The organism is Corynebacterium sp. LK26 (assembly GCF_014335085.1).
GTDB classification, from domain to species: domain Bacteria; phylum Actinomycetota; class Actinomycetes; order Mycobacteriales; family Mycobacteriaceae; genus Corynebacterium; species Corynebacterium jeikeium_D.
The window spans coordinates 141476-155129 of the sequence record NZ_PDHB01000018.1; the positions used below are offsets into that span (position 1 = coordinate 141476).

Annotated in this window: 12 protein-coding genes; 10 read left to right on the top strand and 2 right to left on the bottom strand. The window is 59.4% G+C overall.

The window, feature by feature from the left end:
• Positions 1-12 precede the first annotated feature (12 nt).
• From sepF to CRD13_RS10265, 6 genes are all read left to right on the top strand, one after another.
• Positions 13-534, top strand: a complete 522-nt coding sequence (gene sepF / locus CRD13_RS10240) for a cell division protein SepF (RefSeq protein ID WP_048731168.1) — start codon at positions 13-15, stop codon at positions 532-534.
• 63 nt (positions 535-597) lie between these two features.
• Positions 598-897: a YggT family protein gene (locus CRD13_RS10245; protein WP_048731166.1), complete on the top strand. Its 300-nt coding sequence runs from the start codon at positions 598-600 to the stop codon at positions 895-897.
• Between the two features lie 398 nt (positions 898-1295).
• Positions 1296-2309, top strand: a complete 1014-nt coding sequence (locus CRD13_RS10250) for a DivIVA domain-containing protein (RefSeq protein WP_049170271.1) — start codon at positions 1296-1298, stop codon at positions 2307-2309.
• 420 nt (positions 2310-2729) lie between these two features.
• Positions 2730-5990, top strand: a complete 3261-nt coding sequence (gene ileS / locus CRD13_RS10255) for an isoleucine--tRNA ligase (protein WP_083229217.1) — start codon at positions 2730-2732, stop codon at positions 5988-5990.
• A gap of 15 nt (positions 5991-6005) precedes the next feature.
• Entirely contained in the window at positions 6006-7472 is a 1467-nt protein-coding gene (locus tag CRD13_RS10260) for a DNA polymerase IV (RefSeq protein ID WP_187401574.1), read from the top strand.
• 66 nt (positions 7473-7538) lie between these two features.
• On the top strand, positions 7539-8201 hold the full coding sequence (locus CRD13_RS10265) for a sugar O-acetyltransferase (protein WP_016422989.1): 663 nt from the start codon (positions 7539-7541) through the stop codon (positions 8199-8201).
• A 1-nt stretch (position 8202) separates the two neighbouring features.
• On the opposite strand, the gene CRD13_RS10270 is transcribed toward CRD13_RS10265, so the two are convergent.
• Positions 8203-9180, bottom strand: a complete 978-nt coding sequence (locus CRD13_RS10270; protein ID WP_069359185.1) for an asparaginase — start codon at positions 9178-9180, stop codon at positions 8203-8205.
• A gap of 100 nt (positions 9181-9280) precedes the next feature.
• Here CRD13_RS10270 and CRD13_RS10275 point away from each other — a divergent pair, with 100 nt between their 5' ends.
• Positions 9281-10051: a hypothetical protein gene (locus CRD13_RS10275; RefSeq protein ID WP_187401575.1), complete on the top strand. Its 771-nt coding sequence runs from the start codon at positions 9281-9283 to the stop codon at positions 10049-10051.
• Between the two features lie 170 nt (positions 10052-10221).
• Here the strand turns inward: CRD13_RS10275 and CRD13_RS10280 are convergent, their stop codons facing one another.
• The gene (locus tag CRD13_RS10280; RefSeq protein ID WP_241482110.1) at positions 10222-11250 is read right to left on the bottom strand and encodes a hypothetical protein; all 1029 of its coding nucleotides are present in this window, start codon (positions 11248-11250) and stop codon (positions 10222-10224) included.
• Positions 11251-11340: 90 nt separating this feature from the next.
• On the opposite strand from CRD13_RS10280, the gene lspA reads away from it, so the two are divergent.
• The 3 genes from lspA (at position 11341) to CRD13_RS10295 (ending at position 13612) form a co-directional block, all read left to right on the top strand.
• Positions 11341-11910 (top strand): signal peptidase II, encoded by a 570-nt coding sequence (gene lspA / locus CRD13_RS10285; RefSeq protein WP_016422985.1) that lies wholly within the window; start codon positions 11341-11343, stop codon positions 11908-11910.
• Positions 11911-11978: 68 nt separating this feature from the next.
• Positions 11979-12890 carry an RluA family pseudouridine synthase gene (locus tag CRD13_RS10290; RefSeq protein ID WP_042389388.1) on the top strand — a complete coding sequence of 304 codons (912 nt, stop codon included), beginning with the start codon at positions 11979-11981 and terminating at the stop codon, positions 12888-12890.
• Entirely contained in the window at positions 12887-13612 is a 726-nt protein-coding gene (locus CRD13_RS10295) for a hypothetical protein (protein WP_048734791.1), read from the top strand. Before CRD13_RS10290 ends, CRD13_RS10295 begins: the two co-directional genes overlap by 4 nt.
• The last annotated feature ends 42 nt before the right edge of the window (positions 13613-13654 follow it).

Here is a 13654-nt window from a genome sequence, read left to right on the forward strand (position 1 = left end):
ACGTAGCAGAAGATGGCTGATTTCTTCCGTGGGGTTTCAAATTTCTTCGGTCTTACCCCGACTGATGACGCGGCTTACGACGAGCACTACGACGAGTTTGACCGCCGTGACGAGGAGCGTTTTGATGACTCCTATGCCGACTCGCGTCGTGCGGAGCGCCACCGCTACGAGCTGCGCGAAGAGGCTCCACGTGAGACTGCAAGTGTGAACTCCCGCGAGGAGGACTACCGCTACGGCAACCTGCACTCCGTTGCTGAGACCAAGGAACCGGAGCAGGTCTTCATCAAGCCGGAAAGTGGTTTCCAGGACAAGTACTCCAAGGCTCCGGACATCGGTTCGCACTTCCGCGACGGTGACATTGTCACCTTCGATCTGAGTGAGCTTGACCCATCTGAGGCTAAGCGCTATGTCGACTTCGTTGCTGGACTGGTTTTCGGTCTGCGCGGTCGAATCAAGGCTGACGGCTCCGTGTTCACCCTGTACCCGCATGGCTGCGATGTCAACGAGGGCCAGTTCGACCGGATGTCTGGCTAGTCAGCCGGCTCGCATGGCCTGTTAGTGTTTCGTATTTCGATTAATTAGCTAGACTGTTTATTCGTGTCTTCACTACTGCTAGTTCTGCTAATCCTGCTGAAGCTTTTCACCTATCTGCTGTTGGCTCGCATTGTGATTGAAATGATTCAGTCATTTTCTCGCTCTTGGCGACCAGGCAGGGTGTTTTCGTCGATTGGCGAAGTTGTTTTTGTCATTACCGACCCGCCGGTGAAGCTGTTGCGCCGACTCATCCCGCCTATGCCGATGGGCAACGTGATGGTGGACATGTCTGTGCTTGTTTTGTTCTTCATCCTTATGATTCTGCGAATGGTGCTGCAGGTAGCTCTCGGCGCGGTGGCGTAAATATCGCTAACTGTTTGCTTGGGATCCACAATGTGGATTTCGGTGGAGCTGTGTTGTTTTGACTGTCCCGAATGCGATGTTCTCGGGCATTGAATTGCCGCCGGGGGTGTTAATCGGGGGCAACAATAGGAACCCGTTGGGGATTGTAATCCCCAATGGGTTTTTATTGTGTCGGGGGTAAAGTTCTGTGGCTAAAGGTGCAGGGTAAGGGCGAGGTTTAACGTTTTACTAGAACTTTGCCATTGGTTAGAACGTGGGGGATAGAGTCCTGCCCAAAATAAATGGGGTGAGGACTGTGACTAGAGCAGGTAGGATTGGCCGGGTAAACAGTACTACTGGAAATAATTCTCTTAAGATTTCTTAAGAACTGTCCGCTCAAAGTGTTAGGGGAACTCACCATGCCGTTGACTCCGGCTGATGTGCATAATGTGGCTTTCAGCAAGCCTCCGATTGGCAAGCGTGGTTACAACGAGGACGAGGTCGATCAGTTCCTCGACCTCGTGGAGGACGCACTGGGTGAGCTCCAGGATGAAAACGCTGAGCTGCGCCAGCGGGTTGAGGACCTTGAGGGTCAGCTAGAGCAGGGTGGCGGCGCAGACTACGCTGCTTCCGGTGCTGCCGCTGCGGCGCCGGCTGTCGATGAGGACAAGCTGCGCAAGGAAATTGAGCAGGAGCTGCGCGCTGAGTACAACGAGCGCCTGAGCGCTCAGCAGCAGGAGATTGAGGCTCACTACCAGGATCGTCTGGATGCTCTTGAGAAGCGTGCTTCTGAGGCAGAGGCTTCTGCACAGCAGGCTTCCTCCGCAGCTGCGGAGCAGCCGCAGGCAGTTGCAGCAAGCACCGGCACCGAGTCGCAGGAAGTTAGCCTCCGCGCTGCTCGTATCCTGCAGGCTGCTCAGGACACCGCTGATCGCGTCACCACTGACGCCGACGCTGAGGCCAACAAGCTTGTCACCGAGGCTCGTGAAAACGCTGACCGCACCGTGGCAGAGGCCAATGAAGAGGCCGAGCGCACTATCACCAACGCTCGCAATGAGGCAGAAGCAACTTTGGCTGATGCCAAGAAGCGCAGTGAGCAGCTGTTGGCTGATGCCCGTAACGAGTCTGAGTCGACCCTCACTGACGCTCGCCAGCGCAGCGAGCAGATGATCAGCGACGCAGACGCTCGCTCTAACGCCACCATCACCGCAGCGCAGCAGAAGGCAACCGCGCTGCAGGACGATGCAGAGCGCAAGCACCACGAGATCATGACCACCGTCAAGGAGCAGCAGACCGCTCTGGAGGGGCGCATCGAGGAGCTGCACATCTTCGAGCGCGAGTACCGCACTCGCCTGAAGACCTTCCTGGAGTCCCAGCTCGACGACCTGAACTCTCGCGAGTCGGCTGCCCCGGCCGACGGCTACAACAACTAATTACGTAGCCAACACGTAGAAAACCACCACGCTCGGCTCCCCAGGGAGGGGAGGCAGAGCGCGGTGGTTTTTGCTATCTTTCCCTGTGAACCAATCGCATTCTTTGTTCCGGTCAGGGTTGTAGTAGTTGCCTGAGACACTGCTATACTGACACCCATACGCGCAATGAGCCGGCCATCACCGGGGAGCGTTTCGGAAGAACAGTCCAGTAGAAAATGGGCCCAGTAGAACCGAACGGTTTGGCACCGTTACAAAGCCTTATTAAATAAGCGGGCTATCGCGTGAAGCCGCATGGTTCTTGTTCGCAAGAACCGTCGTAAAGCGTGATGCCAAGCGGGGTGGTACCGCGCGAGACTCCTTTTCAGCGTCACCAGTAACAACGCTGAAGGGGCTAGGCATGCGTCCCCGTGGTGAGTATTAATGATGTTCGACCACGGAAGTGACGTAGAAACGGTGTCTAATTCGAACGATGTAAATGCCTCTGCTGAGGCCACTCCGGCAGGTGGCGCGTATCCGCGCACTGCTGACTTTGGTAAGTACACCTCCAGCCCGAAGTTTCCGGAACTGGAGGAAAAGGTTCTGGAGTACTGGGGCAAGGACAGCACTTTCCAGGCCTCTATCGATCAGCGTAATGGTGCTGACGAATACGTCTTTTATGATGGCCCGCCGTTCGCCAACGGTCTACCGCACTACGGTCACCTGCTGACCGGTTACGTCAAGGACATTGTTCCGCGTTACAAGACCATGCGTGGCTACCAGGTTGGTCGCGTCTTTGGCTGGGACTGCCATGGTCTGCCGGCTGAGCTGGAGGCAGAGAAGCAGCTCGGTATTAAGGACAAGGGCCAGATCGAGGAAATGGGTCTGGCTAACTTCAACAAGTACTGCGCTGAGTCGGTGCTGCGGTACGCGGGCGAGTGGAAGGAATATGTCACTCGTCAAGCGCGTTGGGTTGATTTCGACGGCGGATACAAGACCATGGACATGAGTTACATGGAGTCCGTGATCTGGGCCTTCAAGGAGCTCTACAACAAGGGCCTGGTCTACCAGGGATTCCGCGTGCTGCCGTACTCCTGGGCAGAGCACACCCCGCTGTCCAACCAGGAGACCCGCCTGGATGACTCCTACAAGATGCGGCAGGACCCGACGCTGACCGTGACCTTCCCGTTCACCGGCGCCAAGGCAGGCTCGGCAGCGGAGAAGACGCTGGCGGATAACCCGGTGCTCGCTGACACTGCGGCTATCGCATGGACCACCACGCCGTGGACGCTGCCGTCCAACCTTGGTCTGGCCGTGAACCCGAAGGTCACCTACGCCGTAGTTAAGGTCGGCGAGGATTCCTCCGTGCCGGAGTTTGCAGGTAAGAACTTCCTGCTGGCAGAAGCACTGATTGGTGCCTACGCCAAGGAATTGGGCAAGGAACACGAGGTCGTGGCTACCTTCGCTGGTGCTGACCTGGAAGGTCTGACCTACCAGCCGATCTTCGACTACTTCGCAGATCACCCGAACGCTTTCCAGATCATGGTGGCCGACTATGTCACCACCGAGGACGGTACTGGTGTGGTCCACCAGGCGCCGGCCTTCGGTGAAGACGATATGAACACCTGTAATGAATACGGCATTGATGTCATCATTCCGGTGGACATGGACGGTAAGTTCACTTCGCAGGTGCCGGAGTACCAGGGCAAGTTGGTCTTTGACGCCAACAAGGACATCATCCGTGACCTGAAGGCCGCTGGCCGCGTCGTCCAGCACCGCACCATCGAGCACTCCTACCCGCACTCCTGGCGTTCGGGCGAGCCGCTGATCTACATGGCACTGCCGAGCTGGTTTGTGTCCGTTACCAAGATCCGCGAGCGCATGGTGGAGCTCAACCACAACGAGATTGAGTGGATGCCGGAGCACGTCCGCGACGGTCAGTTCGGCAAGTGGCTCGAGGGCGCACGTGACTGGAACATCTCCCGTACCCGCTACTGGGGATCGCCTATTCCGGTGTGGGTTTCCGACAACGACGAGTACCCGCGTGTCGACGTCTACGGTTCCCTCGATGAGCTGGAGGCGGACTTCGGCGTTCGCCCGACCACACTGCACCGCCCGGAGATTGACGAGCTGGTTCGCCCGAACCCGGACGACCCGACCGGTAAGTCCATGATGCGCCGCGTCCCGGATGTCTTGGATGTCTGGTTCGACTCCGGTTCCATGCCGTTTGCGCAGTTCCACTACCCGTTCGAGAACAAGGAGTGGTTCGAGTCCCACGCACCGGCCGACTTCATTGTGGAGTACATCGGCCAGTCCCGCGGCTGGTTCTACCTGCTTCACGTCCTGTCGGTTGCACTGTTCGACCGCCCGGCGTTCAAGAAGGTTGTCGCTCACGGCATCGTGCTGGGCGATGACGGCAACAAGATGAGTAAGTCCAAGCGCAACTACCCGGACGTCAACGAGGTCTTCGACCGCGACGGCTCCGACGCCATGCGCTGGTTCCTCATGTCCAGCCCGATTCTGCGCGGCGGCAACCTGATTGTCACCGAGCAGGGCATTCGCGAGGGCGTGCGCCAGGCGCTGCTGCCGATCTGGAACGCATACTCGTTCCTGCAGCTCTACGCTTCCAAACCGGCCGAGTGGTCGGTAGACTCCGACATCATCCTGGACAAGTACATCCTGGCCAAGCTTGCAGCAACCGTCCGTGCTGTTACTGAGTGCCTGGACAACACTGACATTGCTTCTGCCACCGATGAGGTCCGTCAGTTCTGTGACGCACTGACCAACTGGTACGTGCGCCGCTCCCGCGACCGCTTCTGGGCCGGCGATGTCAAGCACCCAGAGGCCTTCAATACCTTGTACACGGTGCTGGAGGTTCTCACCCGCGTGGCTGCTCCGCTGCTGCCGATGGCCACCGAGGTCATCTGGCGCTCGCTCACTGGCGGCCGCTCGGTGCACTTGGAGGATTGGCCGGACGTCGACAAGCTGCCGACCGATGACGAACTCGTTGAGTCCATGGACATTGTCCGCAATGTCTGCTCGGCAACATCGCGCATCCGCAAGGCCAACCAGCTGCGTAACCGCCTGCCGCTGAAGAATCTGACCCTGGCATTCCCGGATGCCGAGCGTCTGCGTGAGTACACCGACATCGTTTCCTCCGAGGTCAACGTCGACAAGGTGGAGTTCACCTCCGACGTGGACTCGGTGGGACGATTCGAGGTCTCCGTCAACGCTCGCGTGGCCGGTCCGCGCCTGGGTAAGGACGTCCAGAAGGTCATTAAGGCTGTGAAGTCTGGCAACTACGAGGTTGTCGACGGCACGGTTGTCGCCGATGGTATTCCGCTGCAGGAGGGTGAGTACACCCGCAACCTGGTCGCGATCTCGCCAGATTCCACCGCTGAGGTCGACGGCGTCAATGGCCTGGTTGTGCTCGACACTGAGCTCGACGAGGACCTGGAGTCCCGCGGTTGGGCCGCTGACCGCATCCGTGGTCTGCAGGATGCCCGCAAGAACGCTGGCCTTGAGGTCACCGACCGCATTTCGGTGAAGTTGCAGGTGCCGGCCGAGCGTGAGGAGTGGGCCAACCGCCACGCTGACCTCATCGCCCGGGAAGTTCTCGCAACCGCTTTCGAGGTCGTCGCTGGCGGAGAGTCCCTGAGCTACGATGTGGCGGACGGCTGCTCGGCGGATATTGCCAAGCAGTAGGGGAGAGTAATCTCTATGCCGACTTCCGGGCGGTGGGTTCTGCACATCGACATGGACGCGTTCTTCGCGTCCGTCGAGCAGCTCACTCGCCCGACTCTGCGCGGGCGGCCAGTTCTCGTCGGCGGGCTGGGTGGTCGAGGTGTGGTCGCCGGTGCCTCCTATGAGGCCCGCGCGTACGGCGCGCACTCGGCTATGCCGATGGCTCGCGCACGTCGTCTCATGCCACCGACCGCAGTGACGGTCAGCGCGCGCAAGGGCATCTACGGGCCGGTGTCGCGCCGCGTGTTCTCTGTAATCCGCGAGCGCGTGCCCGTGGTCGAGCAGCTCAGCGTTGACGAGGCTTTCATGGAACCCGAAGAGCTGCAAGGCGCCTCGAAGGAGCAGGTCATTGCCTGGGCGGAGCAGCTGCGGGCAGATATTCGGCGGGAGACCGGCTTGGCCTCGTCGATAGGCGCGGGCGCGGGCAAGCAGTTCGCGAAAATTGCGTCAGGCCTGGCGAAACCCGATGGCGTGTACGTGCTGGACCCCGCACGCAATCACGAGCTTCTACACCCATTACCGGTAGAGAAGCTCTGGGGCATCGGCCCTGTCACCGCTGCAAAATTGCACACGCTGGGCGTGGAGACGATCGGTGATTTTGCCGCCATGTCCCAGCGCGATGTCGAGGTTTCGCTGACATCCAAAACCGGTGTGATGCTGTGGCAGCTGGCGCAGGGGACGGACGATCGGCCGGTTAAGGAGCGAGATGTCGCCAAGTCTGTATCGGCGGAGTACACCTATCCTGAGGATCTGGAGTCGCAGGCCCAGCTCCACGCCGCCATCGATCGCGCGGGTGAGTCCGCTTTTCGACGGCTCAAAAAAGATGGCCGTGGTGCTCGCACCATCACTTGCAAGGTGCGTCTGTCTGACCTGAGCATCCATACCCGATCTGAGACGCTCGCCTACGCCACACAGGATTTCGACACCCTCATGGCGGTGGCGCACCGAATCGCGTTCACGCCCGCGGAGGTCGGCCCAGTGCGACTGGTGGGCGTCGGTTTCTCCGGGCTGGATTCGCACATACAAGAAGTCCTGTTTCCTGAGCTCGACCGCGCTATCACCGTCGAAGATCGAGTACCAGCACCTGCGCTTTCCGACGCTCCCGCCGGCCTGGTCGAGCTATCTGGAACCGGTGCGTTGCCGACCGTTCGGCTTTCCGACTCCAAGTGGGCACCCACCTCGGACGTACACCACAGCGAGTATGGACATGGTTGGGTGCAGGGTTCGGGGCACGGGATTGTGACTGTCCGCTTTGAAAGCCGCACCAGTGGCCCCGGGCGCATGATTACGTTGAAGGAAGACGACCCGGAGCTGCGTCCGTGCTCCGCGGTGTGCAGTTTGGACTGGCCGGAGTGGCTGGCATCCGACGAAGCAGCAGCTCTCGACTTGCCGCAACCTGAGCGGGAAAGCGAAGACGATCTCGGCCCCGACGCGGATGCTTGATATGGCTGACTGCCTCAGTGCCGTTCGCGGCTCTCTGTTTATGCGCTGTCCGTAAACTGGGGCACTATGACTACCGCATCCCGCATTGCAGAGCTCGAGGCAGCTCGCCGCGCCTCGTTGCGCAACACCGATCGAGATCCGAATCCGTCGACCACACTTCCCGACGACGGTCTGGATAACCGCCAGCGCATGCTGAACGGTCAGTGGTATATCGCCGATCATCCGGAATCACAGGCTCTGAACGTGCGAATTGGCCAGGTGGCCGCTGAATTTGAGGTCGCATTCCGCGAAGACCAGCAGGCAGCACAGCAAGTGCTAGCACCGGCACTGGGGTCTTTCGGAGAGAGCAGCACCGTTCGCCCGCCGATCTACCTGGACTACGGCGATAACATCCACATCGGCGACAACGTTTTCATCAACTTTGGGCTCACCGCACTTGACGTGGTGAAGGTGACAATCTGCGACTATGCGCAGCTCGGGCCCAACGTACAGCTGCTTCCACCAGTACACCCACTGGGAGCTGAGGCCCGCGCCGCTTATCTAGAGTCTGGAGATGAAATCATCATCGGACGCAATGCCTGGATCGGTGGCGGAGCCATCATCCTGGGCGGTGTTCACGTCGGCGACAATTCTGTGGTCGCCGCGGGTGCCGTGGTGACTAAGGACGTTCCCGCGGGCGTAGTTGTGGCTGGAAACCCGGCGAAAATCATCCGCATCATCGAGGCGTGAATTAGAACAGCGTCTGCGGATGCACATTCGCAGCCAGCGCGGCGGCGAGAATGATGCGCGCCTGCGGTGCATGCACGCAACCAGCGCTAATCACACCGTGCCGAGCCAGCGTCGCACCGCCACCGGCACCGCCGTAGGCGGCGTGGACATCACCGCGCGGAACGCGCGTTGCCATCACGACGGTCACATCAGCCGCAATGGCCCGGTCAATGGCAGCGGCAAACTCATCGGAGACATTGCCCGACCCCAGGCCCTCTACGACAATGCCGCGTGCACCGGCGGCGACTGCCGAATCTAGCAGTGATCCATCTGCACCCAAGTAGGCGGGGATAATCTCTACCTTCGAGCCCGCCAAAGCCGCCAGAGGCAGCGGATCTGGACGAACCGGCTCCTCCGGTGCATTAGTGGCAAAAGCCAAAGGATCGGTTGTGTGCCACTTCGTCGCACCTCGTACCGGCAAGACTGCGTGGCCAAAGACAATAAGAACGCCAATTCCCTGCGCAGAGGCATCGGAAGCAATGGTCACGGCCTCAAAGAGGTTCCCCGGTCCGTCGGTTTCCGGATGATCATAGGGAAGTTGTGCACCAGTAAAGACAACCGGACGCGAGTCAGCATGGAAAATATCGGCAGCCATGGCCGTTTCCTCCATCGTGTCCGTGCCATGAGTTACGACGACACCGTCCACGGAGTCGTCATCAAGCACTTCGTGAATAGCGGCGAGAACACGGTCAACGTCGGTGAACGCGAGATTCGACGAGTCCAGCATCCCGAGCTCACGAACCTCCAGCTCTAACATGCCCTCTGGATAACGCTGCGCGACCGCTGCGACGAGCTCCGTGCCCGAGATGGTCGGGGTTAGCGCACCGCTGCGATCCGTGGTGCAGGCGATGGTGCCGCCGGTGGTGATGACAACGATTCGGCGAGGGGAGACCGTGCTAGACGAGGCCGAGCTAGCCGGGGAATGATCCTGAGTCGACATGTCCACCATCTTACCTAGGCGATGTTTTGGCCTTGTGTAGGATTATGGAAGGCGTGAAGCCAGCGAATCTTCATGCAGATTTTATTGGAGTAGTGCACATATGAAAGTCCCCTGCAACCAGCGCGTTAGCGGAATGCGTTGGCGCACAGCGCGTGGTGTGACAGTAGCGGCGATTGTCTCGGTCAGCGCACTTGGGCTCGCTGCCTGCGGTGGCGGCAATACTGCAGCGCCGACGACTGAATCGAAGACATCCAGCTCGGCGGAACCCGTCATCATGCTGCCGACGCGCGCAGAGCTTAACGACGTCCTCGCACGCCTTATCAACCCCGATTTACCTATCGAGGAAAAGGCGCTGACCATCGAGGACGGAGATACTGCCGGCGATTTCTTCGACATTGTCACCAATAGTGCCAATGAGCAGGAAATTAGCTTTGATGTCATTGATCCGATCACGCCTGGCTTCACGACGAAGCAGGCCGTAGCCGGTGTCAATATCCTCCGCCCGGAGGAAGATCCGATGCTCGTGGATCAGGTGGACTTCATTTACAGGGATGGCCGTTGGATGCTGAGCAAGGAATGGGCCTGCAACCTGGCGTCGACGCTTGATCCGGAGCACAAGCCGGGGTTCTGTCTCGCGCCGGGCGAAACCCCTCCGCCGCCGCCTGAGCCGGAGGAAGAAGCCCCAGTTGAAGAGGCTCCGGTCGAGGAGGCCCCAGCACCGGTCGAGGAGCCAGCCCCGGCTCCGGCGCCCGAACCACCCGCTGAGGAAGTTCCGCCACCCGCGCCTGTACCGCCGGCTGAGGAGGTCCCGCCTCCTGCGCCGGCTCCGGCTCCGGCGGAGGACGCGCCTCCTCCGCCTCCACCGGCTTAGGCGCCATCGGGCCAGGTATCACAGCCTAGTCCGGTCGGGTGCACTGGGCAGACAAAAGAAAGTGTCTAGGTTTATGACAGTTCCGCCCATTTTTTGGGCAGAAAAGTGACATAAACCTAGACACTTTCTCGTCTTCTAACCTTGCGCTGGCCAGAGCTATTTCTTCTGGGCTACTTCTTCGACCCGCTGCCGTCCTTAAACTCCAGCCCGCGGTGCGTCTGCTGAGTGATGCGCACATCGGAGTTGCCGTCGCCGTAGGTCACGGAGGTCACAAAGTCGATGTTGCCCTTCATCGGAAGCGGCTTAGTCAGGTCGATGGTGACGCGGTCGGCAAGCATGTCAGTCGTGGCCTCGACAACCTTCAGTGCACCCTCGCCGCCAGTGTCCAACTCGGTGACTGTCGGAACCTGCTTGACATCGACCTTCAAATTAACAATGTCGCCCGCACGGCTGAGCAGGGTATAGGTCACTTTCTGCGTCATCGTGGTCTGGCCTTCGACCTCGCTTTCGACCGTCCAGGTCGCATCCTTTCCGATGTCCTCGGAGGGGAAGACGATAGGTACGGAATGCAGCTGCTGCAGCGCCATCTCCACGCCAGCGCGAGCGGTGTCGGTCGCCTTCTCCGGCGCTCCCAGTTTGAGTTCCTTGACCTCACCAGTGGCCGTTGTTGACCAATCAGAGATGAAGCCCTGCGCGGTCGCGATATCCTCATTCAGCTCATCGTTGGAGCCGTGGGGTTTACCCACCTCTGACGTCACCACACGAGTATCGTCATCGCTGGTAACAGTACTAGTCAGGGGGATTTCCAGGCGGGTGTCCGGGAAGGTCTGGTCGCTATCGGCGTTTCCGCCACGCTGCGCGAAGCCCTGCGTCACCGCCACGGTCGACTCCTGCTCTGCACCGTCGTCCTTCCAGCGCACGCTCGCCAGCTCACCGCTACCAGCACTGGTCAATTCGACCTTGGGTTGTGCAACGTCCACGGGTTGCGTTTCCACCGAGCTTTCCGACGAGCACGCGGCCAATGACACCACAGTGGTAGCGGCAACAACAGCGGTGCCGACCCTCGCCAGCAGGCCATGCTTGGTGTGACCAGGCTGGTCGCTGCGGCTAGGTCGACGGAACCACGAGGAGGTGGTGTCTCCTGCACGTCGTAAAGCAGTGGAGGCCGGAACAAACTGAGATTGGAAACGTCGAGTCACACCGGTTAGCGTACCGGTTTCGCGGTGGATAGGAACCACCCGGGCGGTGTCAGTTGGCTGAATATGGGTTTGTTAGGCCATTATGGGACAGTGACTAAGAAGGAAACGAGGACATATTTCCCGCGGCGGGGGATTCTCGCTGCGGTTATTGTGTCAGTTGCGATTATCGATCAGCTGACCAAGATTATCGCTTTGAAGACTCTCGATGGCCGTCCTGCGGTGCAGGTCATTGGCGATCTCTTCGAGTTGCGGCTCGTTTTTAACCCCGGTGCAGCCTTTTCCTTTGGCACGAACGCCACCTGGGTTTTTACTACGTTGCAGCTGGTTTACATCCTGGCTGTGATGTGCTTTTCCCATTGGTTGCGCAGTCCTATATCGGCGACTGCGGCGGGGCTTATTGCTGGTGGTGCGCTGGGCAACCTCATCGATAGGCTGTTTCGGGAACCCGGTTTCTACGTCGGCCACGTCGTCGATTTCCTGTCGGTTAAGGGTTTTGCCGTATTTAATATCGCGGACTCCGCGATTACAGTGGGCGTTATTATCCTCGTTATCTGGATGGTTTTTTCCAAGGAGCCGGATCTCTTCGCTGATCAGATTGCAGCGGAGAAGAAATCTTCCCAGACGGATCAGAAGCAGTCGGCGGAGGGAGGACAGCAGTGAACGACAATGCAGTAAATACCGGTGCAGCACTCGGGGGAGCGCACCAGCCCGACCGAGAAACCCGGCAGATGCCCGTTCCACCGGGCTTGGCCGGTATGCGGGTAGACGCCGGTGTGGCTAAGTTGCTGGGGCTCTCGCGCACAGCGGTGGCTGATTTGGCAGCGGCCGGGGACATCACGGTCGATGGCGTGAGCGTTGGTAAGTCCGACCGATTGGAAGAAAACGCTTTCCTCTCTGTGTTGTTGCCGCCGGTGGAAAAGCCATTGGTTCCCAAAGAGGAACTCGTCGAGGGCATGGACGTGCTCTACCACGACTCCGATTTGGTGGCTGTTCACAAGCCTGTCGGTGTGGCCGCACATCCGTCGGTCGGTTGGGAAGGCCCAACGGTTATCGGCGGACTGGCGGCTGCTGGTTTCCGCATTTCTACCTCCGGTCCGCCCGAGCGAAAAGGCATCGTGCATCGCCTCGATGTTGGCACCTCTGGCGTGATGGTTGTCGCCTGCTCCGAACGGGGCTACTCCGTGCTCAAGCGGGCGTTCAAAAACCGTGAGGTGTCCAAGACCTATCACGCTCTGGTTCAGGGGCATCCGGATCCGCTGTCGGGGACAATTGATGCGCCGATTGGCCGTCATCCTTCGGCGGGTTGGCGCTTTGCCGTCCGCCAGGATGGCAAGCATGCTGTGACGCACTACGAAACGCTTGAGGCCTTCGCCCCAGCAACGCTGCTGAAGGTGAATCTAGAGACTGGGCGCACGCACCAGATTCGCGTGCACTTCTCTGCGCTGAATCACCCATGCTGCGGCGATCCCATGTACGGTTCCGATCCGGCATTGGCCAAGCGCCTGGGGCTCAACCGCCAGTGGCTTCACGCGGTCTCGCTTGGTTTCCACCATCCGGCAGATGGGCGCTGGATGGAAATCGAATGTCCATACCCAGATGATTTGAACCACGCATTGGAAGTTTTGAGGCAGAGCGCATGACGCAGACCCCATCGGGATCCAAGAACCCACCACGCCGTGAAACTCGTGCGAAAAGCACTGGTGACGGCAGTATTTCGCCAGTGATGGCACTGATCTCTGGTTTCTGTGTTGTCATATTGGTGATTGTTTTAGCAGTCGCTTCGACTTCCGATCGGGTAAGCAAGCCGCAAAATCTCAACGGCGATGCGCTCGGCCCGGACCCGTGGGAAGCAACCGAGCAGTACGTAGAGCGTGCCGACGAGTCCCTCGCGAATATGAAGAAAGAGGACTACCGGCTAAAGACCGGCCAGCCAGTCGTGGAGGACCCGAAGTTCTGGGCGATGGTGACTTTTGACCGGCTGCTCGATGCGCAAGAAGCGGCACAGGTCTATGAAAAAGAGCCCTCTCTGCGAGTGTCGACTGCAATCATCGGCGGTGTGAGCACCCGGTATTTGCCGCAGCCGAGTAAAACAGCGAGCGAAGAAAAGCTGCTGCAAGATCAGCTGGAGTTAGCAGCTGCTTACGCAGACGTCGCGATTGACGACGAACGGCTCGGCTTCAACGGGTTACTGGTCTATGGTGACGCTGAATCGTTGATGGATGTCAAGAAAATGCCCGATGTGAAAGCTGTCGAGGCGCTGCCATCAGATGCGGCGCGTGGCCGTTTTGGTATTCGCCCGGTGCTGAGTTCCGGCTTCACGGATAAAGATCCGCTCTTTGCGCCGGGGCTGAGCCAGAACTAAGCGGTCAGAACTAATAGAAGCCAGAACTGAGTGCCCAAATCC

Bases quoted from the DNA above. Each gene is read 5' to 3' on its own strand.
- CRD13_RS10275 (WP_187401575.1), top strand. From the start codon at position 9,281: ATGAAAGTCCCCTGCAACCAGCGCGTTAGCGGAATGCGTTGGCGCACA.
- CRD13_RS10270 (WP_069359185.1), bottom strand. From the start codon at position 9,180: ATGTCGACTCAGGATCATTCCCCGGCTAGCTCGGCCTCGTCTAGCACG.
- CRD13_RS10295 (WP_048734791.1), top strand. From the start codon at position 12,887: ATGACGCAGACCCCATCGGGATCCAAGAACCCACCACGCCGTGAAACT.
- ileS (WP_083229217.1), top strand. From the start codon at position 2,730: ATGATGTTCGACCACGGAAGTGACGTAGAAACGGTGTCTAATTCGAAC.
- CRD13_RS10265 (WP_016422989.1), top strand. From the start codon at position 7,539: ATGACTACCGCATCCCGCATTGCAGAGCTCGAGGCAGCTCGCCGCGCC.
- CRD13_RS10260 (WP_187401574.1), top strand. From the start codon at position 6,006: ATGCCGACTTCCGGGCGGTGGGTTCTGCACATCGACATGGACGCGTTC.
- CRD13_RS10290 (WP_042389388.1), top strand. From the start codon at position 11,979: ATGCCCGTTCCACCGGGCTTGGCCGGTATGCGGGTAGACGCCGGTGTG.
- sepF (WP_048731168.1), top strand. From the start codon at position 13: ATGGCTGATTTCTTCCGTGGGGTTTCAAATTTCTTCGGTCTTACCCCG.
- CRD13_RS10250 (WP_049170271.1), top strand. From the start codon at position 1,296: ATGCCGTTGACTCCGGCTGATGTGCATAATGTGGCTTTCAGCAAGCCT.